Below are 22801 nucleotides of genomic sequence, written 5' to 3' on the forward strand. Positions count from 1 at the left end.
ACTGCTGGTATTGCCTCCCAGGTCCACATTGGATAGACCGATTTCTTTCTTTTCTCTACAATCACTCTTTAGTGCTTGTTTTAACGATATCAGTAAGCCTAAATTTACTATTTTGTGAGCAAAATAACATTTATTGTAAAATTGGTTGGACAACCATTATGATACCGAGTAACCATTACAGTAAAACAACCACCATTCAAAGGTAGTAAAGATGTTTAGAAGCAATTTCAAGCCAGGATCAACCCGTTGGGCGGTACGGCGTGCGCAATGGCGTAGTATGGGTATTCGTGAGGAAGACATGGGCAAGCCCAAAATTGCTATCATCAATACCTCTAACAAACTTTCCTGCTGCTATGTTCATCTGGATGAATTATGCCGGATAGTGGAACAGGCTATTCGCGACGCAGGTGGCCTGCCGTTTGAAGTGCGCACCGTCGCGCCGAGTGATTTCGTCACTAGCGCCGGCAAAAAAGCCCGTTACCTCATGCCCACCCGCGATTTGATGGTTAACGAGGTGGAATGCATGATGGAAGGTGCGGTGCTGGACGGCATGATTTGTCTTTCTTCCTGTGATAAAACCACTCCGGCGCACTTGATGTCCGCCGCGCGTCTCAATGTCCCGTCAATATTGCTAACTTGCGGTTATCAAATTGGCGGTAAATGCTCCAATGAGAAATTCGACGACCAGTTCTTTGATATCGACGATGTCTACGAACAGGTAGGCGCACTGGCGACCGGTTCCATTACCTTGCAAGACCTGACTGACATGACCGATGTTGGTATCCAGTCGCCGGGTGTCTGTGCGGGTCTGGGGACGGCAAACTCGATGCATATCGTGGCGGAAGCGCTGGGTATGTCCTTGCCGGGCAACTCGCCGATTTGGGCCAATGGCCGTAGAGTCAAAGAGTATGCGCAAGCCGCCGGGAAACGTATCGTCGAACTGACTGAGCAGCAGGTATTGCCGCGCGATATCATCACCGAAAAAGCCGTTCAGAATGCGGTAATGACTATCATGGCAGTAGGCGGCTCGGTGAATACCGTACGTCACCTGGCCGCCATCGCCACCGAAGCCGAGCTGCCGATCGATGTGGTATCACTCTATGAAAAATATGGCAAAAACATCAAGTTGCTCACATCGGTACGGCCAAATGGTCCATTTCGCACCGAGGATCTTGAGGCTGCCGGCGGGACCTCGGCGGTAATGAACCAATTGCGCGATTTCCTTAATCTAGATGCCCTCACTGTGACGCAAAAAACCGTCGGTGAGAATATTTATACTGCGGCCGTAAAAAACCGCGAGGTGATCCATTCGCTAGATAATCCGATCAGCCAGCGGCCCGGAGTGGCTATTCTCCGCGGCAATTTGGCCCCAGACGGAGCAATCGTAAAGCTTTCCGCCGTACCGGGAGAAATAGAGCAGTTCAGCGGTCCAGCCAACATCTACGAGGATGAAGATAAGGCCATTGAGGCCCTTGGCCAGGGTAAAATCCATAAAGGTGACGTGATCGTACTACGTAACATGGGACCGGCGGGTGGGCCAGGCACGGTATTCGCCTGTAGTTTTGTCGCCGCGCTCAACGGTGCAGGCATTGCCGCGCATGTGGCGGTTATCACCGACGGCGAACTTTCTGGCCTTAACCGTGGGATTATCGTCGGCCAATTGATGCCGGAGGCGGCAGCGGGCGGCCCGCTGGCGGTCATCGAACAAGGCGACATAGTCGAAATTGACTTTATCGGCCTGAGCATCAATATGGATGTGCCGAAGGCTGTGATCGATGCCCGTTTGGCGGCCTGGCAGCCAACGGCGATACCCCTCGGCGGCGGCAATAGCACTTATCTATCACAATATGCGCAACTGGTTCAGCCTATTGCCCAGGGAGCTGTGCTCGGCAAGCGCCGCATCCATTGCAAAAATGCCGATTGACTTTAGGAATCTAGGCGGGGAAACAACCATGCAATTATGTCATGAAAATGCCAGGGATATTCCGATTTCTTTGACGGTAGACGTACTCGTTGTCGGTGGAGGTCCCACCGGTGTCGCCGCGGCGACCGCAGCCGCGCGCGCTGGGGAGCGGACTTTACTGATTGAGCGTTACGGTTTTTGCGGCGGGATGGCGACCGCCGGGATGTCTGGCACCATTTGCGGCTTGTTCACTTCGGGGAAAGGGCCGCATGAACAATTGGTACATGGCTTTGCCGGGGAATTTTACCACCATCTCAAGCAGCGCGGCGCCGTAAGCGATCCGTTCCCGTTCGGCAAGACCGAACTGGTGGTGCATGAACCCCATACTTGGAAAGAGATAGCCGATGATCTGCTGGCAGCTGCGGGCGTGCATATCCTGTTTCATACCTTAATGACCGACGTAATCATGGACGAAAATCGGCTTTGCGGTGTGATCATTGAGAATAAAACGGGACGGCAATGCATCGCCGCCCAGCGTTTTATTGATGCTACCGGTGATGGGGATGTGTGCGCAAAAGCGGGCGTGCCTTATACCCTGGGCCGCAACGGCATGGTGCAGTATCCCAGTATGGTATTCCGGATGGCCAAGGTCGATATCGGCCGTGGTATCGGCCACCCGGTATCACAGTTGGAAAGCTGGGTCGAACAGGCTCAGAAACAAAGCTACCTCCTACCGCGCAAGCATATTTATTTATTGCCATCGCCGCGCTCGGGAGAGGTGATGTGCAATGTCACAAGCGTACTGCGAGACGATGGGCGGCCGATTGATGCCACTCAGGCAGAAGACTTGACGTTCGCCGAGTTAAAAGGACGCAAATTGGTACGGGAGTACGAACGTTTCCTACGGAATTTTGTGCCGGGGTTCGAGTCCGCGTACCTAAATGATGTGGCGGCACAAATAGGTATCCGGCAAAGCCGGACCATTCAGGGGCGCGGCCGCCTGAGCAACGAGGATGTTTACCAGGCGCGCAAAAGCCGGCGCAATGTTGCCAGTAGTGCCTGGTGTATTGAAGCACACGGCCCCGACGGTATTTTCATGTTTTACCTGGATAACGATTTTTACGACATTCCTTACGACGTCTTACTGCCGGAAAACATCCCAAATCTGATTACCGCGGGAAGGACGCTATGTGCCGAGCATGAGGCGCTTGCTTCAGCGCGGGTCACCGCCCAGTGTTTTCTCACTGGATATGCAGCAGGCGCAGCGGCGCATTTGAGCCGTCGCGACGATTGCTCCTTTGCAGATATTGATGTCGATGAATTGCGTTGCTTGATCGAATATCACACCCATTAAGGATAAAAATATGCAGCCAAGATTAGGTTTTATCGGTTTGGGTATTATGGGCAAACCGATGGTACGTAACCTGCTTTCCGCCGGTTATTCTGTGTATGTATACAGTATCGTTGACAGCGACGTGCGTGAAATAGAACGGGACGGGGGCAAAGGTTGCCTCAATTGTCGCGAGGTGGCGCAAGCAGCGGATATCACGATTACCATGGTACCGAACACTCCGCAGGTTGAAGAGATACTTTTTGGCGAAAACGGCATTGCCGGGGCGCTATGCCCAGGCAAAGTGGTCATTGATATGAGCACGATTTCTTCCTTGGCCACGCGGGGGTTCGCCGAAAGAATTAAAGGATTAGGGGCAGATATGCTGGATGCGCCAGTCAGTGGCGGCGACAAAGGTGCGCAAAGCGGCACGCTCTCAATTATGGTGGGAGGCGATGCATCGGTATTTGAACGCTGCAAACCGGTATTGGACATTCTCGGTGCACGTATCACCCATGTCGGCGCTAACGGTGCGGGGCAAGTGGTTAAATCCTGCAACCAGGTCCTGGCGGCGGCGACTATGGCGGCGCTAGGCGAGTCATTGGTCATGGGTGTCAAAGCGGGCGTCGCGCCGGAAAAAATTGTTGAAGTGCTTTCGGCGGGCTATGCCCGTTGCGGCGCGCTGGATATCCGCGGCAACCTGATTTTGGCGCGCGACTTCGCACCGGGTTTTATGACTCGCTTGCAATATAAGGATCTTAATCTTGCCTTGGAGCTGAGTCAGGGTATCGACGCGCCAATGCCGGTCGCCGGTTTGGTGCACGAACTGTACAAAACTTGCATGGCGCAGGGAATAGGCAACGAAGACCACTCTAATATCATCAAGGTTTTCGAGCAGATCGCGGGCATTCAGATAAACGAAGAAAGTAAACTTAGATAAGCTTAAAGTAGTGAATTACTTGTCATCTGCAATATTTAAATAAAAAATTCACAATCTGCGAAAAATTATTTCTAGCCATACCCTACAAACAGGTGAATTTTATGCCATTATTTGTGAATTATCGCTATGCAATACTGGCAATGCTGACTTCGGCCTATTTAATTAATTATATCGATCGTTCGGCCTTGTCAGTCGCCATGCCCTTTATTAGCATTGAATTTCATTTAAGTGATATCGAAAAAGGAATAATTTTCGGTAGTTTTTCAATCGGCTATGCGTTGTTTAATTTTGTTGGCGGCGCGTTGGCGGATAAATTCGGTGCCAAACGTGTCCTGGCTATCGCCATGGGGTTTTGGTCCATTATGTGCGGATTGACCGCTGGAGCATTCAGCTTTTGGACCTTCTTCCTTTGCCGTGTATTCTTTGGTATGGGTGAGGGTCCGAATGCGGCGGTCGCTAACAAAGTAATCTATGATTGGTTCCCAATCAAAGAAAAAGCCACAGCCGTAGGTATTCAGCAAGCCGGCGGTCCCTTGGGCGGGGCGATATCCGGTCCGCTTGTCGGTATGGTCTGCTATTACTTTGGCTGGCGTTTTTCTTTTTTGGCGCTGATGTTTATCGGTCTGACCTGGGTCCTGATCTGGAGCCTGAAATCCACCTCGCTGCCAAGCCTGCACAAACGGGTCGGCCCCGACGAGCTGGCATTGATCAATCAACGGGATCAGGAAAGCGTTGAAGAACCGGAGTCAGGTGGTAAATCTTCAATGTGGAAAGCCATCCTGCAACCGGCCATTCTGGCTATGGCGCTTTCTCTCTTTTGCTATAATTATGTACTCTTCTTCTTTATCACCTGGTTTCCGACGTATTTGGTGGATGCCCGCGGTGTCAGTGCGCATGATATGAGCTTTATCACTTCCTTGCCTTGGCTGATGGGCGCAATCGGATATGCGCTGGGCGGGGTAGTCATCGATATGATTTATCGCAGAACCAAACGACGTTTTTTTTCGCGCAAAATTGTGCTTGTCACCGCTTTCTTTATCAGTTCGATTTGTATTGCCGTAACCGGAATCGCTGACACCACAGTGATCGCGGTCACTACTATGACAGCGGCGATTGGCTTGTTACAACTCGCCGGCCCGGCCTACTGGGCGCTGATCCAGGATGCCGCTTCGAAAAAATATGTCGGTAGTGCAAGTGGTCTGATGCATGGCATCGCCAACACCTCAGGTATTATTGGTCCCGCTGTGACCGGTTTGATTGTCCAATCGAGTTCCTATGCTGGTGCATTTATTTTAGCGGGCGTCCTTGGCGTAATAGGTTCTTGCGTCGTATTTTTCCTGGTCAGGGCAAAAGTACCAGAACATCGGCATGTCCTTGTGCAATGATGGTCTCAGGCATGTGAATTGTTATCGAAGTGAACAGAACTAGGAAGTAACATGAAATATCCATTCGTTGAAAATAAATTTAAAGCCAGTTTAAACAATCGGGAATTGGTGATTGGTTGCTGGGGTTCTTCCGTCAGTCCAATAGTTACCGAAATGGTCGGATTATGCGGTTTCGCGTGGGTAATGTTTGATTGTGAGCATTCACCCAATGATGTCAGTAATCTGGTGCCACAGCTAATGGCGCTTAAGGGGACGAAAACAGCCGCCGTTGTGCGGCCTTACTGCAATGATCCAGTATTGTTCAAACGCTTGTTGGATATTGGCTGTACCAATTTTTTAGTGCCCATGGTAGAAACACGCGAGGAAGCAGCACGGGCTGTTGCGGCAACCCGATACCCCCAAGAAGGTATGCGCGGCTTAGCTATTTCGCACCGGGGTAATTATTTTGGTATGATGGATGATTATCTGCCGCGCATCAACCAAAACATCGGCGTTATCGTTCAAATTGAAAGCGCCAAGGGTGTCGACAATATCGAAGAAATAATTCAAGTACCAGGGATAGACGGCATTTTTATTGGACCGAGTGATTTATCCTCGTCGTTGGGCCATCTTGGTAACCCGGGACATCCGCAAGTCGTTAGTACTACTAAAAAACTTATTGAAGTCTGTAAAAATTTTGGCAAAGCGGTAGGAACGGTCTCTTTCGATCAGGATGCTGTACAGCAATATATCGCACAGGGGGTCAGTTTTATAGCGATTGCCAGTGATTTGGGCGTTCTGAAAACCGGCTTGCTTTCCTTGACTTCAAAATTTTACAAATAAATTTATCATGTTAAACCGAGGGAATTAATTCGGGACATAGGGCGGCTGATCTAGCGAGGAAAGAATGAAAACGATCCTGATAACCGGCGCAGCGGGTGGAATAGGTACCCGGCTTCGCCCTTATTTACGTGATAGATATCGTTTACGTTTATTCGATCGTGTGGGATGTAAAGATATTCAAAAAAACGAGGAACAAGTTATTGGTGATATCGCCGACAGGGAAGACGTATTGAACGCGTGTGAAAACATTGCAGGTATCATTCATCTGGCTTGCGCCTACAGTTTGCATATCACGTTTGAAGATACGCTCCAGGCGAATTATCGCGGGATGATTTATTTGCTTGACGCGTGTAGACACTATAACATTCCACGTTTTGTCTATGCCAGTTCGCATCATGTTGTGGGTCATCATCCCGCGAGCGGTTTTTACGACGATCATGCGTCAGTGGCCCCAGATGGGTTTTATGCGTTGAGTAAAGTCTTTGGCGAATCGGCTTTAGCGCTGTATGTCCATAAAATAGGTCTTAAGGGATTAAGTATTCGCATAGGAAGCGCGGTGGACAAAGTCATGGATGGTCGTCGCCTACATATCTGGCTAAGCGCCGCCGATATGGCGCAACTGACTCTGATTGGTCTTGAACACCCAGATGCGCGTGGTGATATTGTCTACGGCATTTCAGCATGCCCAGGGGCATTTTTTCCGAACGACAGAGCGAGAGAACTGGGTTATACCCCGCAGGATAATGCTCAAGCTAATTTAGCTGTTGATTTCATTCCTCTCGATGAAATGCCTGACGAGGAAGGCCCCGCGTGGGTTGGCGGGCCCTATATTCCATTCCCGCCGGAAATAGGAGAACAACGATGAAGATTCGCTCAGTTCAGGCGCAGGCTATCAATATTCCCTTCGATGATGGGGGAAATAAAAAAGTCGTCACGCCCACAACTTGGAATAGCCTGGAAATGGTGCTGGTCCGGGTAGAGGATAGCGATGGTAATGTGGGGTGGGGGGAAGCTTTCGGCTATTTTGTTTCTGCAGCGACGAAAGCAATCATTGACAATCTTCTCAAACCTTTATTAGAAGGTCACGAAGTAGAATCCATATCTGACTGGAGCCGCGCGATACAACACAAATTGCATGTCTATGGTCGTTACGGTATAACCATGTTCGCCATTTCCGGCCTTGATATTGCGCTGTGGGATTTATGGGCAAAACGCCACAAAGCGCCATTATACAGTTTACTGGGAGCCGACGAGAAAAAAATGCTGCCCACTTATGCCAGCCTTGTCGGTTACAATGACCCTACTGTAACGCCGTTCCAATGCCAAAAAGCGATCGATGACGGGTTTATCAACGTCAAGATTCATGAAACTGACCTGGCGATTATTACCGCCTGTCATGACCATATCAGCAAAAATAGTCCCAGCGCGCAAATGGCAATTGATGTTAACTGCAGTTGGTCGTTACAGCAAGCCAAGGAATACTTACATATATTTGAAAATATGAAACGTATTTCATGGCTGGAAGAGCCCATTTTCCCGCCGGAAGCGTTCGCCGTATTGGCGGAACTGCGTCATTTCCATGTTCCACTGGTGGCTGGGGAAAATTGGTGCACTGAGTATCAATTTCAGCTGGCTCTTGAATATCAAGCGGTTGATTTTATCCAGCCTAGCGTAACGAAAGTGGGCGGTATTACTGAATTTCTGAAAATTGCCAAAAACGCGCTGTTGCAGCATATGGAGATCCTGCCACATTGCCCTTATTTCGGCCCAGGCTTTCTGGCAACTTTACATTTGGCTAAGGCGTGTTGTAATATCAAAGATGTGGAGTATTTATATGTTAGACCCGAAGCCGACTTGTTTAATTACACCTCTATCCGTAACGGCAGCCTGTTTATGCTAAGTGATCGACCAGGCATAGGGTTGGAACCTGATGAGGTAGTGATCAGCCATTATAAAATACCTTGAGTTATCACGCATACTAAAATCGAGTAAAGGCCATTTTCAGCGAAGAGATCAATGTGCAACCGATTGAAATTTATGATGAATATATAGGGAACATCCCTGTTATACATGTGGTTCCCGCGGGTGAAAAAGATAAAGCATTACCAACAATTTTTCATTTTCACGGTTATACCTCGTCAAAAGAATTACATAGCTTTTTTGGCTATGCATTTGCCCGTGCTGGGTTTCGTGTCATTCTTCCAGAAGCCATACAGCATGGGCAACGCTTTGATGGCAATATAGAACGTCGCCGTTATCAATTTTGGGAAATACTCGAAAGAAATATTGATGAATTTGCTTTGTACGTAAGCCACTACCAGAAAAAGGGTTTACTGATTGAAGGGAAAATTGGCATATCCGGCACTTCAATGGGCGGTTTTACAGTACTAGGATTACTTGCCAAATATACTAACATCAATGCGGCGGCAAGTTATATGGGTTCAGGTTTCTTTGCAACATTATCGCATAATCTTTTTCCACCAGTGCCGATTAACAATGAGGCGGACTTTGCTCAGGTTGACCGGATCATGACTAATTTGAATAAATTGGATTCACGAATGAATCTCGCTGCCCTTGGCGCGGTCCCACTTTTCTTGTGGCATGGTAAGCAGGATGAAATAGTACCGGTATATGAAAGCGAAGCACTCTATGCTGAATTACAACACCATGATTATGCAGCGAAAACCACATTGATCATTGACGAAAATGCCACGCATAAAGTCACTACTGAAGCCCTCTACCAAGGGGTGGCATTTTTTCACAATATGTTATGAATCAGGCGCCGGAACCCTTTCTTTAAGGGCTAAGCATTCTTCTCTTCGGTGGCTCGCAGTTTTCAGCAAAGTGGAAATCTGCAACTTACTGACGCGGATGGAAACCATAGATAAAAACGCATCTTTAAGAATGATTTCCCACCCCTAACTCGCTTGATCTTATGAGTGATTCCGGAAAATTCGCCCGTATCCGAAAGGTACTTCACTCATCCGTGCTAAGATCATCCTGGTGTGCTAGAACCTGGAGAAGCGTTTGCGTGCGGTGTCAGAAGTCAGTAGATCAAGCATCTCAATTCGGGTTGCTGAAAAACTGAAATTGGCCTGCAAACCGCAACTGTAGCGATCGTTGCTCTTATAGCACGCAAATACTGCCCAATTGGCATCTTACGGTTAAACAATCTTATGATGTCATGGGGTGTGAAAACATCCGTTTTACTGAAAGCCACCAGGGTTAATTTGCTGCTGCCCAATTTATGGGCAAGGGGGAGTTACTTACCTCACAAGTACAGGTATTTACGTCGTTTATGTCCTCTTTTTGAAGATAAAATTACCATAGTGACGGGAATGATTGTGTCCTATCGCGCACGTCACGTTTTAACACCGCAGGCAAACCATACTGGCGCGTTACGAGTAAAAAAACTCTGACTGCCGCTTCCAGAGTATCATCGGCGCTGAATCGAGAAAATTATCGGTAATATTTACACGATACCCAACTTCGCCATAATGATTGCCAGAGCGATAGCCAGTAAAGGCACCATGGCGCACGTAGTGAAAATATATTTATAGGTATCTTTGATTTCGACTCTGGCGATAGATGACGTTACCACTGTCCCGGCTGAATGCGGCATCGCATCAAGCGCCCCTGATGACATGGTAATGACGCGATGTATGGCATCATGGTTTATTTGCATAGCGGCATATTTGGCACCGAGAGCCGTAAGGAAAATACCCAGGCCACCCGCCGCTGAACCCGTTATCGCAGAAAATATATTGATTGAAACAGAGGCGGAAACTAAAGGGTCGAAAGAGAATCTGTTAACATAATCGATAAACAGTTGAAATGAAGGTGCGTATTTTACCACTCCGCCAAATCCCACGACTGAGGCAGTGATAAGCAAAGAAATAATTCCGTTTTTAGAACCATCATTGAGCACTGTACTCAGGATATGCTTTTTATGAAAAACAACTAAGCCAGAAGATATCGATAGGCTCATTGCTATAACGACGGAGTAAAGAGAGTCCACAACGCCTTTCAAAGAAAAAATTGCTACCAATAATACCACAACAGGAATCAAAGATAAGATGATAGACGGTGCAGAAGCCTCGCCTTTTCCAAACAACTCCATCTTTGCGCTATCGTCCGTAACAACAAAGTGTTCTCCCTTGGAAGCCAACTTTTTTTGCTGGGAAACAAGATAATAATAATTCAGGATAAACGTTAACACCGAACATGCAATGCCAATATAGGGCGCTGCGAAGATCGTGGTATCTAAGTATTTGGTCGGCATGACATTCTGTATTGATGGCGTACCTGGGAGCATTGTCATGGTAATGGTGGCGGCGACGGCCAATACAGTGCCGGGGAAAAGCTTCATTGGGATATCCGCCGCACGGAATAAGGCTAGACCGATAGGATAAAGTGTGAAAGCAACCAGGAAGGTACTTATCCCCGAGTAGGTAAGAACCAGCGTAGTTAGAAAGATAACCAGAATCACCCTTTCTTTTCCCAGAATTTTCATCAACCAGAGTGATATTGAAAAGGCCGCTCCACTCTTTTCCATCATGACCCCGAAAATAGCGGCCAGCACGAACATAATAAAATAATTACCAGCAAAATTTTGCAGGGCTACAGCGTAGCCTTCCATGAAAGTTTTCCAGATTGGCATATGATTACTGACAATGATAACCATGGAAGCAATAATTGACACAGGGATTGTATTCAACCCTCGATACACAAGAAATGCAATGACAAATATCGAAGCCAGCAGCCCAAAAATACTCAACATAAAACTCCACCTTATCTCTTGACGGTCAGAAGGCACACTTCATTCCAGTCGATATCAATACCTAAACCATGTTCATCGCGTAAAATGAAATCCATCTTCTCGTTGGTAACAAACGGTTGTTTTATTATCTTGGTTCTGAGGGGATTAACATTTTCTTCCGATTCAACTCGTTCAGTGTTGACCAGCGAGGCCGCCATGTGCAAGCTGGCTGCAAAATGTAAGGCAGAGCCAAATGAGTGCATCGATACGGGCAGTTTCATCCAGATGAACATAACAGTTGGAAAGCTTGTGGGAAGCATTAATGATAGCGATTTTGGGCTTGCCCATGTCTTCCACTCGGATATCTATGCTACGCCATTGCGCGCTCCGTACCGCCGAACGGGTAGATCCTGGCTTGAAATTGGTTTTGTACATCTGAAAGGCCTTTCACTGATTTTGGTTCTGTTACGCTGACTATTCTATTAATTAGGTTGGTTGTCCATCCAATTTAATCAGAAATGATAGTAATCTCACAAAAACCATCAGATCAGAGGAGTTATTAAGTGGTATAATGGATCTGTAGAGGGACAGTACGTGAAAAGAATCGGTATATTGGTCTATCCAATTTCCTCATAACCGGTTGCCTGACCGTACGAATGACTCCTTACTTCATGCCGGATTACGCCTTTGCTGACTTGGTGTTAACCAAGAGGATCTTTTAGATCTAGCCCCCTTTGTGAACCAACCTCTGACTGTCCAGGCAGCTATTCTTTAGCTATGATGATGTAGAGGCCTTCCCGTAATATTCCGCCCTCCTGTGTGAAACATGCGCAAACCGCATCAATGCCCTGACGGTCACGCTGAAGTGGCTGAAGTCGATGCCGAAGATTGATGCTAGCCCACTTCACTCTATCAGGATTTGTCTTTGGCTACATGATCGCCGGCACCGGGCTTAAGCCGGGCACTATCCACCACCGCCAAGAGCGCGGTCATGGCAACGACCAGGAACGCGATGCGAAATGGCATTTCAACCCCCGCATGAGGCAACACGGCTTGTCCAATACGCCAGGCGATCGCGCCTAGTGCGACACCCAGACCCATAGCAAGCTGGATTGCCATAGAGAATAGTGTGTTGGCATCTGACATTTGCGCCTGTGGCACATCTGAGAACGCTATAGTATTGAGTGCGGTGAACTGCATTGAGCGAGCCATCCCTCCGAGGAATAACACGACGCAGATGAGCCACAGCGGTATCTGACTGGAGAACAATGCACAAATGCCGATCAGGGTGGCATTGAGCAGGCCATTGATGACCAGCACTTGCCGGAAGCCGAAGCGGCGCATCACCCATGTGGTCATCGGCTTCATCGCCAGGTTTCCGGCGAACACCGCCATCAGCATCGCACCCGCCGAGAAAGCGTCAAAGCCGAAACCGAGTTGGAACATCAGTGGGATCAGGAACGGTATCGCGCTTACCCCCAAACGGAACAGCGAACCCCCGCAGATCGCCACGGCGAAAGTCGGAAACGCGAGCGCGCCGAGGTTGAACATTGGCCGTGCCGCACGTTTGAGGTGGACCACGCCCATCCCCATCAGTACCAGGCCGACAACCAGCGGCAGCACCGATTCATCCCATGCCGCCTCGGTCCGAGACAAGATTTCAGTGGCCGTCATTAGACCAAAAAGGCCGCCGCCGGTCAGCAGGAAGCCCGGCCAGTCGAAGGACTTTTCCCGGTCGGGCTTCAACGCTGGCACGATCCACCATGCCAGTAGAAAGGCAATCACTCCCAGCGGCAGATTGAGCCAGAAAATCCAGCGCCAGTTGCCGTGGTCAGCTATCAGTCCGCCCAACGGCGGCCCTAACACCGGTGCCACCAGCGCCGGCCAGGTCAGTACCGCGATGGCTCGTATTAGTTCCTTCTTGGGTGTTTCGCGTAGTACCACCAGCCGCCCGACCGGCACCATCAGCGCTCCTCCGATGCCTTGCAAAATACGCGTGATAACGAACTGCAGCAGCGATTCCGACAGGCCGCATAGCAGTGAAGCAATGGTAAACAAGGCAATGGCGACAGAGAACACGCACCGCGCGCCGAAGCGCTCCGCCGCCCAGCCGCTGATAGGGATGAGGACGCCTAGCGTCAGCATATAAACTGACACGCCAGCATTGAGATCAACCGGTAGCACGGCGAAGCTGTGAGCCATCGCCGGGATTGCCGGGGTGATCACCGTAGCGTCCAGGTTCTCCATGAAAAACGTGCCTGCCACCAGTAAGGCCAGCCTGGCACGGCAATCGATCATCGGCATTGAATGTGCGCGCTCCATTTAGTCATTTATCCAGTCTTATTGCACCTGCGCTGCGGGCCCTGATGAGATTCGCAGACTCGCACCTCATTTTCCTGGGGGGCTTCAGGCCCGACAAACCATTCAGGTTTCGCAAATCCCGGTCTTACCTGTCTTCGTCATCACTCTGGCTGCCCTCGCAACCTTTCCGCATTCCCCCTTTCGTTTATGGGTTAATGGTTTTCAGCTCCCTGGCACAGCACTGGGAGCCGCCGCAGGCTTCCATACCAATCAGACAGGGTTCCCGGTTGCTGAAGAAGGTCAGGAAATCCTGACGGCACAATTGCCTGTCCACCACTTCGCCGCTATGTTAATCAATGAAGTGAACCTTAATCAGGTGCTTTGCGATATCTATCTACGCCAACCGGAGTATATTTATTCATGTGTGGAGCCTCCTGTCTGGGGAGCGATATGCATTCCGTTATTGGGCACAATGATGCCGAAAATCTGCGGGGCTCCACACCCGCGCCTTTCAGCCTCTGCGGTGTATGTCAAATAGTTGGGATGCGTTCATCTTATTCTCCATAGATGACTGGGTGGAATGTTAAAGAAACAACGTAAATGATGTATGAATAGAGAACAATTGGGTTTAAAATATTCCCTTTATTCTGTTTATGTGAATTATGGACCTGCTTTCCCATCTGCGTGACCTTATCGCCATTACCGATCATGGTAGCCTGGCCGCAGCGGCCAAGATGCGCGGTGTGGCCCCGTCCGCGGTGACGGCCAGCTTGCAACGCTTGGAATCCTACGTTGGCGCCAGGCTGCTGCTCCGCTCCACCCGAGGCTTGTCATTGACACTGGAGGGTGAGCGTTTTCTCGAACACTGTCGTCGCATCATCGGTGATCTGGATGAAGCCATCGACCAGGTAGCTGATGCTGGGCGGCTGAAGGGGATTATCCGGTTAACCTGTATCAACGACTTCGGACGCTCACGGCTATCGGCACTGATCGACGGTTTCCAGGCACACCATTCCGGAGTGAAGTTTGAGCTATCTCTGGACGACGAAGTCATAAACCTGATCGAGACCGGCTACGATCTGGCACTTCGCACCGGACCGCTGACCGATTCTCGACTCAAGGCCCGGCTGATTTTGCAAGCTGGTCGTTCAGTTTGCGCTTCACCCGCCTATTGGGCCCGACACGGGAAGCCACGGCACCCCGAGGAGTTGGTGGAGCACAATTGCTTAGTGCTGTCACGTCGAGGCGATCCTCAACATATCTGGCGGTTCCAGGACAACAACAGGGAACTTACCGTGAAAGTCTCGGGAAACCGGGCTACTAACGATGGCGGTCTGTTGCGGCAATGGGCCATAGAAGGTTCTGGCGTGGTTCTCAAGTCAGATTACGACGTTGCCGACGACTTGCAGGCAGGTAACCTTGAAACGGCGCTGGAAACTTTTCAGCAGACGGACGTGAACCTTTACGCCGTGCACGCGGCGGGCCGATATCCGCCACGCCGGGTGACGGCTTTTATTGACTACCTGGTCGGAATGTTACTGAACTGATGGATAGTATGAGACAACAATAACTCAGTCCGGTGCATTGAGGGAGTTATTGTTGTCTCATACTAAATGGAGATCTTTTAAATTCACTTTATCCGAAGGGGTGATAATGGCAGATTTTGCTGACTTATCAGGTTGGCCGCTATTTGCACTGGCGGTGGCGCATAGTAGCCTGGCCAGCGTCCCGCCTGTTACGGATGATTGGCTGGAGCGTCAGAGCATCTTTGGTTATGCGAACAAAAACTTTCACGCGGGACCGGCTGGTTCACAACGTCTACCGACTGGAGCTACAGAATGAATTCCTGAGGAAAAATAAACTGGGGTTGGCAGCGGGAGAAAAAAGAGCTAAGGCTAAGCTTGATAGAATCAACGCGCCAAAAGCTGATCGAACGTGAAAGCCAATTACTGATCGGATGCGCGTGAAAACGCAATGTACTCAGACGGAAAAAAAGATGCTATTACGTTCAGTATATGATGCGTTTCGTTGTATGAACCTGCTGGCGACCGTTAGCGAACCGACGGGAATCCGCGAAATTGGCCGCAAGTTGTCTCTGGATTCGGCAAAAGTCACCCGGATAATGCAAACGCTGCTTGCGTTGGAGATGGTGCACCGTAATGAAAAACGCAAGTATTCCCTTGGACTTGGGGTGCATCGTTTTTCGGCCCACGCTATTCATAATTCCGCCTTTTATAAAGCGGTGCTTGAAATACTTGAAGAAGTGGGCAACAAACCGGTATCCATTGTTATCGGCGTATTGAGCGGCAAGGATGTGGTGTATCTGATCCATACCCGGCAGGGGAAAAGCGTGGCCCGGGCAATAGGCAATTATGATTCATTTCCGGTTACCGATTCAATTATTGGCATTAAACTTTTGGCCGGGTGCAGTGATGAAGAGATCATCCGGTTAATTGGCATACATGATTTTCAACTAATAAAAGAAGATATCGACAACGCCAGGCGCCATCAGGTTTTGGTGAAACGGTACCCGCCGGGGAATGATTACCGGATGGCCTGCTCCATTCCGGGCATGCAAGCGGCGATAGCATTATCAAACCTGAGCGGCGAAAAGTTGGAACTCGAAACGTTGAAGCAATTCCTGGTTTCGGCTGCGCAAAAAATCAGCGGCGGATAAAAATCGCTGCTAAGGTGATCAGCCAGTATTCCGCTGAACTTTATAACATTAGAGGGAATTTCCACGTCGGAGACATACCGTAAAGGATCACCGGCAACCGCTCGTCAAAATCATCCCCCAGCCGTGTCAATTCTTCGCGTAAAATTGCCCCTAACTGCTCGCGCGGACAGCGGGCGACGCCTTTTTCGGACTGCACGCCGCTAATCACCTTGCCCTTTTTAACGCGCATGGCGCGGAAATTACTACTTCCCCAATCGACGGCAATATAGTTCATTGCACCTGCCCCAGAATCGCCAGCGGCAGATGGTCAGTTATCTCCTTGAGCTCTCGGCGTGTCATTTCATCAAGTCCCTTCGCGGGATCTCGCACGGCTGAAGTGGCAAACAGCCCCGAGCGGTGCAAGATCTCCTTATGAACCGCCACGCCCAAGCCCGGCTGAACGCCATAGCGCAGGAAAGGCAGGTAGCGGTAAAACACGCTTCGCGCCGCTTCCCGGTCATGTGCCCAGGCCTGCAAAATGGCATTGATGACATCAGGGAATTCACAGGCGGGCATGGTGCCGACAATGCCCCTCATGAGTTCCTCGTATAAAAAACCGGCATTGAGCCCGCCGAAGAGCCCTACCTTATCTCCCAGCGCAGCCTTAAGCTGGCTGATTTTCAGCGTAGTGGGCGGTTGTTCCACTTTGATGTAGCGAATCTGCGGGAAATCCTCACACAGCCGGACCAAGACAGGCACCGGAAAGTTGACGCCGGTCATTTGCGGCGCGTCTTGAATCATAATGTCGATATCGCACTGCCGGCAGATATCGCGGTAGAATCGGTAGATCTCTTCCGGGCCGGGTTTGACAACCGAGGGGGGATTGATCATCGCCACATCCGCGCCCCACCACTGCACGCGTTTTATTTCTTCTATCGCTATCGCCGAGGCGCCGCCGCCGGTGGCGACGACCAGCGGCAAACCGCCAGTGAGGGCCTTTACGCTGTGAAAAATGTCTTCTTTTTCCCGCCCGGTCAGCGCATAGCCTTCCGAAGCATTGCCGAACAACGCCAGACCGTCGATGCCCTTTTCAAGTAAAAAACGCACCAGCCTGCCGATGGCGAGTAGATCGACCGCGCCCTGTTGATCAAAAGCGGTCGCCAGGATAGGAACATTACCTTTTAACATGCGTCACTCCAGTCATTTTCATGGACTTTTTCTTCATTGATTTCAATACCCAGGCCCGGCGACGCGGGCAGCGCATAATGACCTTCCGCGCAAAAGAGCGGCTGGCGCAGCAGGCTATTGGCCACGTCAAACACCGGAGGCTGAAACTCGAGCATAAAGAGATTGGGTAGCGCGGCCGCCACCTGGATGGAGGCTGCGATGCAGGGTCCCAGACCGACGCTCAGATGCGGGGCCACTTGCAGATTCCAGGTTTCGGCCAGCGAGGCAATGTGCATCAGTTCAGTAATGCCGGTGCGACCGACATCCGGTTGCAGAATGTCGATCGCGCGCTGCTCGATAAAAGGACGGAACTGATAGCGGGTACGCTCTGTTTCGCCGAGTGCCACCGGCACCGCGATTCTTTGGCGTAATTCCCGATGGCCCGCGACGTCTTCCGGCAGCAACGGTGCTTCCAGAAAACGGACGTCATAGGCTTTAAGTCCTTCCGCCAACGTTGACGCCTCGTGTACGCTGTAATTCCAGTGCGCGTCGATAAACAAGGTTGCTTGCGGCCCGAGCGCTTCCCGAATGGCACTTATATTGTCCAGGTCCTCGGTGACGCCGTAGCCAAGCGCCAGTTTCACGGCGTTAAAGTTTTTAGCCTGCCATTCGCGGGCCAACTCGCAGCGGGCCTCAATGGTAGGACGCGGGAGTCCTGAAACATAGCAGGGTATACGGTCGCAGAAGTTGCCGCCCAGCAACTGGTGAACTGGTAGGCCCAGGATATGTCCTTTGAGATCCCACAGCGCGATATCGACCGCCGCCAGCGCATCAATGTGATAACCGCTGACATGGCCGCGGTCGCGCATCGAGTTATACATCCGCGCGTTCAGCACATTGCTTGCAAACGGGTTGGCACCGAGCAGCAGGGGTTTGAACAAGTGTGTTATCAATTGCGCGGCCACTTGTGGCACGACCGGGGCCAGGGCCTCGCCCCACCCAACATGGCCATCATCGCAGGTTATCTTTACCAGGCAGGTTTCCATTTTGCGTGAATAGACGCAGCGGTATTCCGGGCGATAGTAGTAATCCCCGGCGCCCTCATCCGGATCCCCGCCGAGATAAATCTCTTTCGGTTTAATTTTTAACGGGAAACATTGCACATCAACAATCTTCATATCCACTCCGGTTATGCGGGTTAATCCAGTTTTTTGCCGGCGGTTTCTTTGGCGAACAAAACGGCGACAAAAGAGATAAGCGCGGTAAGCATGACGTAGAAAGCAGGTGACAACGGGTCACCGGTGGCGGAGATCAGGCTCGCCGAAACAAGCGGCGTCACACCTCCGAAGAGTGCCACCGTCATGTTGTAGGCGATGGCGATACCGCCGTAGCGTAGCGTGGTAGGGAAAAGTTCCGCCATCGCCGCGCCGCAGCCGCCGTTGAACAGGGCGATCAGGATCCCAAGCAGGCTCATGGCGGCGACGGAGATGGCGACCGATCCCTGAGCCATCACCAGCATTGCCGGATAGGACAGCAAGATGAAACCGCCACAGCCGATCAGCATCAGCGGTCGGCGGCCCCACCGATCAGACAAGCAGCCGGACAGAGGCATCACGATGGCCACGCTGAGCAGGCCAATTGTGGTTATCAAGTAGGAATCGGTACGGGAATAATGCAGATAGGTTGAGAGGTAGCTTGGCATAAACGATTGTATTACCCAACTGCTCACCGCCTTCACCACGACAAAGCCGACGCAAAACAGCAAGGCGCGGGTGGAGGCCGTCAGCGTGGTACGCAGTGGGGAATGTTCCAGTTTCCCTTCTTTTTGCAGCATACGGAATTCAGCGGAATCTTCCATGTTGCGGCGCATGTAGAGACCGCCGAGTCCTAAGGGAGCGGCCAATAGGAAGGGAATACGCCAACCCCAATCGTTCATGGCTGGCTCACCCAGCAGGTGCGTCAGAAGCAGTACCGATCCGGAACCGCAGACAAACGCCATAAAACTGAAGTTTTCGCTCCAGCAGGTCAGGCTGGCCCGGCGATGGGGTTGAGCGCTTTCGGCAAGGTATGTAATAACGCCGGAGCTTTCACCGCCCGCCGCGAACCCCTGCACCAACCGGATTGATACCAATAGTACGGGCGCGATGATTCCGACGTTCGGGTAAGTGGGAAGGATGCCCATGGCAAAGGTGGAAAAAGATGTAATGACAATTACTGTCACCAATACCTTCCTGCGTCCCAGCCTGTCGCCCATTGATCCGAAGAAAAAGCCGCCTAGCGGACGCATCATAAATCCGGAACCGAACACGGCGAAGGATTTCAGCAGCGCCACCGTCGGATCGCCGCTGGAAAAGAAATTGCTGCCGATGATGGCCGCGAGCGTGCCATAGAGGCCGAAGTCGAACCACTCGATAAAGTGACCGATACCCGCCGACATCATGATTTTAAAGGTTCGCTGCCTTTTGGTTCGTGCTGCCTCAGCCTCATACATTGCCGTCCGCTGAGTGATGGAATTTGTCATTTTGTCTCCTGAACGAAGCGTCGTTCGCCATTGAGGGTACACAAGGAACTCCGGAAGGCTTCGATAGCTATTTTGTTTACCTGAACAGCAGTGTAGGCGGGCGGGGACAGGGCGCTATCGTACGTCTTCGTTGCGTGAAAGCAGTCATAAAATAACGGGCAAAATTGCTTCATATAGTGAAGCATTAGAAAAAAGGGCGTATCAAAACTGTAGCATTGATAACGCATTAATCCCTGAGCCGTTTGACTAGGATGAACGTGGGACGGTATCGCAACGCCTTGCTAAAGTCATGGCGGTATTAACCGTCAAGAGCTGGTGAAGGAGAAAAAGAGGCCGAGGCATTGCATCTCACGGCTTATTGAAAAGCGCCCGGCCGTGACAGGCCGGTGCTTTTACATCCGGTATCATTTACCCGATTTGGAGGAAATACGCGTTTTACTGTGAGGGAGGGCTTGTCGGGCGGACCGTTATCGGCCCGGCCCGGAGAAGTGTTCGATCAAAATCGGTACCAAAGTCGGACCCAGTTTTCATCCGGCTGATTATCCGTGGTATTGCTGAAGGTATGTTCGTAATCGATTTGGAAACCGTATGGTAATTCAGTGGCGATACCTAGATAACTGTGAATGGCATGGTAATTGTCCCAGCGCATCCCGTCGCCGGCCACGTACGGCTTAACGGCGCTAATAAATCGCCGGTTCAGTGGCCAGCGATATGCGGCCAGATATTCCCAGCCCCTCGCCTGACCGGCGAAATATTTCGCCGGTATCCGTCCCTGGCGCAACGGGATAAAGTCGTGGAACAAGCCTGTGGAGCCCGCCAGCGTCCAGTTGTTCGGTTTCCATTGTGCCGCCACGCCGGTGAGCTGCTGGTTGTAACCCACGGTATCCTCCCCGTTGCCGACGGGCGTGCGATTGATGATATAGGCGCGGGTATAGCTGTAGGCGGCACTGAGCGTTACATCCTTGGTTACGTGGTAGTCGATGCCCAACGCTCCCCCGGTCTGGCGCTGATAACGGACATTGTCGCTTTCGACATAATAATCGTCCATTGGCGCGTCCCAACTGGTGCTGAGCGTCACCGGACCGGCGTCGACCACATACTTGAGCAGTTGCTTGGCACGGAAGGAACCGTCAAAGTTGCCATTGACACCATTACCCGATGCCTGACCATGTTCGTCATTATCCCACAGATCAGTCTTTGCGCCGATGACACTGTAATAAACGCTGTTTTGCTGACCGAAGGTCAGCGTTCCAAAAGTCTGGCTTGATATACCGTAATAATTTTTGCGAATATAAGTGGTATCTTTATGGTGATCATAATGACTGCTGGAACCGAGCTCATTAAAAATGTCGAAGCTGACTTCGTAATACCACAGTACGCTGATATTATCATTAAGATAATAGTTTATTGAGGTATGTACTAAACTACCGCTGTCATAGCCTCGTTGCATATACGTGCCATCATCAGCCGATCCCATTTTATTGCGGTATTGCGGCCGGAGAAATCCGCCGACTTGTAATTCCAGCCCATCAAGCATTGGCACGCTATTGTTTCGGTTCAGTAGGGTGATATCCGCCTGAGCGATATCAGGTAACACTGTCAAACTTAAAGATATGACTGTGAAAAGTACAGCCGTTTTCCTTAAGGCCATCATATTCTTATTCCTCTCATAAAATGCCGCTTAATTGAACTGTGCTATCAGCAGACAAGAAAATGATTTCCCACCGGATTGAGGCATGAGACCGCCGAACCGGAGGAATGGTATGATCCCGGTATAGTCATCAGATACATTTGTTGCAGCCGGAATCCCTACACCAGAGCTGAGCGACAGAACAAGCGCCTACCCTTATAGGCAGTGAGTGCGATAAAATAACCTATTTCGTAGTGTAAGCTTGCCGGCTAAGCTGCTATTTGGTCAGGGCAGTTGAGGTATCCGGTTTAATTTCGCCCACCACAAACAGATAGGAAAATATTCCTAACCCTGCCAGTGCCGCGATAAATACCAGTGCCGGGGCAAAGTTATCCCCATCGATAAGTGCGCCAATCGCAATAGGTACCACAATGGAAGAGAGCGCGCCGGTAAAATTGAATACGCCTCCCGCCAAGCCAATTAAATGTTTGGGCGAAAGTGCGGTGACAAATACCCAGGTAATGGTTGCGAGGCCGTTGCCGAAAAAGGCAATCGACATAAAAAAAATGATCCAGACAGAATTATTGGTATAACTGGCGCCAAGAATAAACAGGGTCAGTGCCATACCAAGGATAACCGGGGATTTACGGGCAACGCTCGGCGAGACGCCCCGACGGATCAGCCGATCGGAAACCCAGCCCGCCAGCAGTACCCCACAAAAGGCCGCCAAGTAGGGAACCGATGCCACATAACCGGATTTGATGAAATCCATATGGCGATATTTCACCAAATAGGTGGGAAACCAAGTGAGAAAAAACCAGAAGGTGGCGGAAATAGTGAACTGTCCGAGATAAATGCCAATCAGTTTGCGGCTACTGAACATCAATTTGAGATCGGGCCAGTTGAACGTGCGTGCGTTCTTCTCCTGCCGGCTTTCCAGCAATGCGCCACCGTCGCGGATGTAGTCGATTTCCGCTTTCGAAACCCGTTTATGCTCCAGCGGCTCGCGATAGAGCCAATACCATAGGACCGCCCAGACCATACCCGCTACACCGGTGCACAGAAACAGGCCGCGCCAGCCAAAGAGCGCCTGGATATGGAATAGCAGTGGGGTCAGGCAGGCCATGCCCACGAATTGCGCCGAAGAATAAATACCGATGGCTGTCGCGCGTTCTTGCTCCGGGAACCAGCTTGAAATAACACGGTTATTGGACGGCATTACCGGCGCTTCGAAAGTCCCGATACCTATTCTTAAGCCTATCAGCGTACCGAAACTGTTGGCGAGGAAATGCAGTGCGGTGATAAGGGACCTGAACCGCCCCGGGAATCCTGGAGACTAAACTCTTTGAGAGAGAGGTAACAGGATGACTAAAAATACTCGCTTTTC

19 protein-coding genes and 1 pseudogene are annotated in these 22801 nt (G+C 50.7%); 10 read left to right on the forward strand and 10 right to left on the reverse strand.

Annotation, left to right across the window (positions count from 1 at the left end):
• Positions 1–211: 211 nt before the first annotated feature.
• The 8 genes from ilvD to yjfP all read left to right on the forward strand — a co-directional run bounded on the left by ilvD (position 212) and on the right by yjfP (position 9154).
• Positions 212–1924, forward strand: coding sequence for a dihydroxy-acid dehydratase (ilvD, locus tag FCN80_RS20625; protein WP_136992236.1), 1713 nt, complete (start codon positions 212–214; stop codon positions 1922–1924).
• A 28-nt stretch (positions 1925–1952) separates the two neighbouring features.
• Positions 1953–3257 (forward strand): FAD-dependent oxidoreductase, encoded by a 1305-nt coding sequence (locus FCN80_RS20630; protein ID WP_170975472.1) that lies wholly within the window; start codon positions 1953–1955, stop codon positions 3255–3257.
• Between the two features lie 10 nt (positions 3258–3267).
• Positions 3268–4173, forward strand: coding sequence for an NAD(P)-dependent oxidoreductase (locus FCN80_RS20635; RefSeq protein WP_136992238.1), 906 nt, complete (start codon positions 3268–3270; stop codon positions 4171–4173).
• A gap of 101 nt (positions 4174–4274) precedes the next feature.
• Complete coding sequence (locus FCN80_RS20640; protein ID WP_136992239.1) at positions 4275–5558, forward strand: MFS transporter; 1284 nt, start codon at positions 4275–4277, stop codon at positions 5556–5558.
• A gap of 51 nt (positions 5559–5609) precedes the next feature.
• A complete protein-coding gene (locus tag FCN80_RS20645) occupies positions 5610–6380 on the forward strand; it encodes an aldolase/citrate lyase family protein (RefSeq protein WP_136992240.1) in 771 nt (256 codons plus the stop codon).
• Positions 6381–6444: 64 nt separating this feature from the next.
• Positions 6445–7245, forward strand: a complete 801-nt coding sequence (locus FCN80_RS20650; RefSeq protein WP_136992241.1) for an NAD-dependent epimerase/dehydratase family protein — start codon at positions 6445–6447, stop codon at positions 7243–7245.
• Entirely contained in the window at positions 7242–8345 is a 1104-nt protein-coding gene (locus FCN80_RS20655; protein WP_136992242.1) for a mandelate racemase/muconate lactonizing enzyme family protein, read from the forward strand. Before FCN80_RS20650 ends, FCN80_RS20655 begins: the two co-directional genes overlap by 4 nt.
• A 53-nt stretch (positions 8346–8398) precedes the next feature.
• Positions 8399–9154 carry an esterase gene (yjfP, locus tag FCN80_RS20660; protein WP_170975473.1) on the forward strand — a complete coding sequence of 252 codons (756 nt, stop codon included), beginning with the start codon at positions 8399–8401 and terminating at the stop codon, positions 9152–9154.
• Between the two features lie 698 nt (positions 9155–9852).
• On the opposite strand, the gene FCN80_RS20665 is transcribed toward yjfP, so the two are convergent.
• The 4 genes and pseudogenes from FCN80_RS20665 to FCN80_RS20685 all read right to left on the reverse strand — a co-directional run.
• Positions 9853–11160, reverse strand: coding sequence for a GntP family permease (locus tag FCN80_RS20665; protein WP_136992244.1), 1308 nt, complete (start codon positions 11158–11160; stop codon positions 9853–9855).
• 11 nt (positions 11161–11171) lie between these two features.
• The gene (locus tag FCN80_RS20670; protein WP_170975474.1) at positions 11172–11420 is read right to left on the reverse strand and encodes an enolase C-terminal domain-like protein; all 249 of its coding nucleotides are present in this window, start codon (positions 11418–11420) and stop codon (positions 11172–11174) included.
• Positions 11421–12051: 631 nt separating this feature from the next.
• Positions 12052–13443 (reverse strand): MFS transporter, encoded by a 1392-nt coding sequence (locus FCN80_RS20680; RefSeq protein WP_136992246.1) that lies wholly within the window; start codon positions 13441–13443, stop codon positions 12052–12054.
• Positions 13444–13663: 220 nt separating this feature from the next.
• Positions 13664–13862 (reverse strand): annotated as a pseudogene (locus FCN80_RS20685) (IS110 family transposase); the annotation flags it as partial.
• Between the two features lie 240 nt (positions 13863–14102).
• On the opposite strand from FCN80_RS20685, the gene FCN80_RS20690 reads away from it, so the two are divergent.
• Together FCN80_RS20690 and FCN80_RS20695 are read left to right on the forward strand one after the other, a co-directional pair.
• Positions 14103–14987 carry a LysR family transcriptional regulator gene (locus FCN80_RS20690; RefSeq protein ID WP_230492823.1) on the forward strand — a complete coding sequence of 295 codons (885 nt, stop codon included), beginning with the start codon at positions 14103–14105 and terminating at the stop codon, positions 14985–14987.
• A 449-nt stretch (positions 14988–15436) separates the two neighbouring features.
• Positions 15437–16117 carry an IclR family transcriptional regulator gene (locus tag FCN80_RS20695; RefSeq protein ID WP_136992248.1) on the forward strand — a complete coding sequence of 227 codons (681 nt, stop codon included), beginning with the start codon at positions 15437–15439 and terminating at the stop codon, positions 16115–16117.
• A gap of 40 nt (positions 16118–16157) precedes the next feature.
• On the opposite strand, the gene FCN80_RS20700 is transcribed toward FCN80_RS20695, so the two are convergent.
• From FCN80_RS20700 to FCN80_RS20725, 6 genes are all read right to left on the reverse strand, one after another.
• Entirely contained in the window at positions 16158–16391 is a 234-nt protein-coding gene (locus tag FCN80_RS20700; protein ID WP_136992249.1) for a 2-dehydro-3-deoxygalactonokinase, read from the reverse strand.
• Positions 16388–17284: a dihydrodipicolinate synthase family protein gene (locus tag FCN80_RS20705; RefSeq protein ID WP_136992250.1), complete on the reverse strand. Its 897-nt coding sequence runs from the start codon at positions 17282–17284 to the stop codon at positions 16388–16390. The genes FCN80_RS20700 and FCN80_RS20705 overlap by 4 nt, the downstream gene beginning before the upstream one ends.
• Entirely contained in the window at positions 17278–18441 is a 1164-nt protein-coding gene (locus tag FCN80_RS20710; protein WP_136992251.1) for a mandelate racemase/muconate lactonizing enzyme family protein, read from the reverse strand. The genes FCN80_RS20705 and FCN80_RS20710 overlap by 7 nt, the downstream gene beginning before the upstream one ends.
• 20 nt (positions 18442–18461) lie before the next feature.
• Positions 18462–19784, reverse strand: coding sequence for an MFS transporter (locus tag FCN80_RS20715; RefSeq protein ID WP_170975475.1), 1323 nt, complete (start codon positions 19782–19784; stop codon positions 18462–18464).
• Positions 19785–20280: 496 nt separating this feature from the next.
• Positions 20281–21381, reverse strand: a complete 1101-nt coding sequence (locus FCN80_RS20720; protein ID WP_170975476.1) for a porin — start codon at positions 21379–21381, stop codon at positions 20281–20283.
• 310 nt (positions 21382–21691) lie between these two features.
• On the reverse strand, positions 21692–22717 hold the full coding sequence (locus FCN80_RS20725) for an MFS transporter (RefSeq protein WP_306767909.1): 1026 nt from the start codon (positions 22715–22717) through the stop codon (positions 21692–21694).
• Positions 22718–22801 lie beyond the last annotated feature (84 nt).

The sequence above is a fragment of the Martelella alba genome (assembly GCF_005217455.1).
Lineage (GTDB): Bacteria > Pseudomonadota > Gammaproteobacteria > Enterobacterales > Enterobacteriaceae > Acerihabitans.

What these genes read in the sequence shown, in the direction of transcription:
- FCN80_RS20670 (WP_170975474.1), bottom strand. Translation starts at nt 11,420, where the DNA reads ATGAAACTGCCCGTATCGATGCACTCATTTGGCTCTGCCTTACATTTT.
- FCN80_RS20705 (WP_136992250.1), bottom strand. Translation starts at nt 17,284, where the DNA reads ATGTTAAAAGGTAATGTTCCTATCCTGGCGACCGCTTTTGATCAACAG.
- FCN80_RS20710 (WP_136992251.1), bottom strand. Translation starts at nt 18,441, where the DNA reads ATGAAGATTGTTGATGTGCAATGTTTCCCGTTAAAAATTAAACCGAAA.
- FCN80_RS20695 (WP_136992248.1), top strand. Translation starts at nt 15,437, where the DNA reads ATGCTATTACGTTCAGTATATGATGCGTTTCGTTGTATGAACCTGCTG.
- FCN80_RS20700 (WP_136992249.1), bottom strand. Translation starts at nt 16,391, where the DNA reads ATGAACTATATTGCCGTCGATTGGGGAAGTAGTAATTTCCGCGCCATG.
- FCN80_RS20665 (WP_136992244.1), bottom strand. Translation starts at nt 11,160, where the DNA reads ATGTTGAGTATTTTTGGGCTGCTGGCTTCGATATTTGTCATTGCATTT.
- FCN80_RS20690 (WP_230492823.1), top strand. Translation starts at nt 14,103, where the DNA reads ATGGACCTGCTTTCCCATCTGCGTGACCTTATCGCCATTACCGATCAT.
- FCN80_RS20645 (WP_136992240.1), top strand. Translation starts at nt 5,610, where the DNA reads ATGAAATATCCATTCGTTGAAAATAAATTTAAAGCCAGTTTAAACAAT.
- FCN80_RS20680 (WP_136992246.1), bottom strand. Translation starts at nt 13,443, where the DNA reads ATGCCGATGATCGATTGCCGTGCCAGGCTGGCCTTACTGGTGGCAGGC.
- FCN80_RS20630 (WP_170975472.1), top strand. Translation starts at nt 1,953, where the DNA reads ATGCAATTATGTCATGAAAATGCCAGGGATATTCCGATTTCTTTGACG.
- FCN80_RS20650 (WP_136992241.1), top strand. Translation starts at nt 6,445, where the DNA reads ATGAAAACGATCCTGATAACCGGCGCAGCGGGTGGAATAGGTACCCGG.
- FCN80_RS20635 (WP_136992238.1), top strand. Translation starts at nt 3,268, where the DNA reads ATGCAGCCAAGATTAGGTTTTATCGGTTTGGGTATTATGGGCAAACCG.
- FCN80_RS20715 (WP_170975475.1), bottom strand. Translation starts at nt 19,784, where the DNA reads ATGACAAATTCCATCACTCAGCGGACGGCAATGTATGAGGCTGAGGCA.
- FCN80_RS20640 (WP_136992239.1), top strand. Translation starts at nt 4,275, where the DNA reads ATGCCATTATTTGTGAATTATCGCTATGCAATACTGGCAATGCTGACT.
- ilvD (WP_136992236.1), top strand. Translation starts at nt 212, where the DNA reads ATGTTTAGAAGCAATTTCAAGCCAGGATCAACCCGTTGGGCGGTACGG.
- FCN80_RS20655 (WP_136992242.1), top strand. Translation starts at nt 7,242, where the DNA reads ATGAAGATTCGCTCAGTTCAGGCGCAGGCTATCAATATTCCCTTCGAT.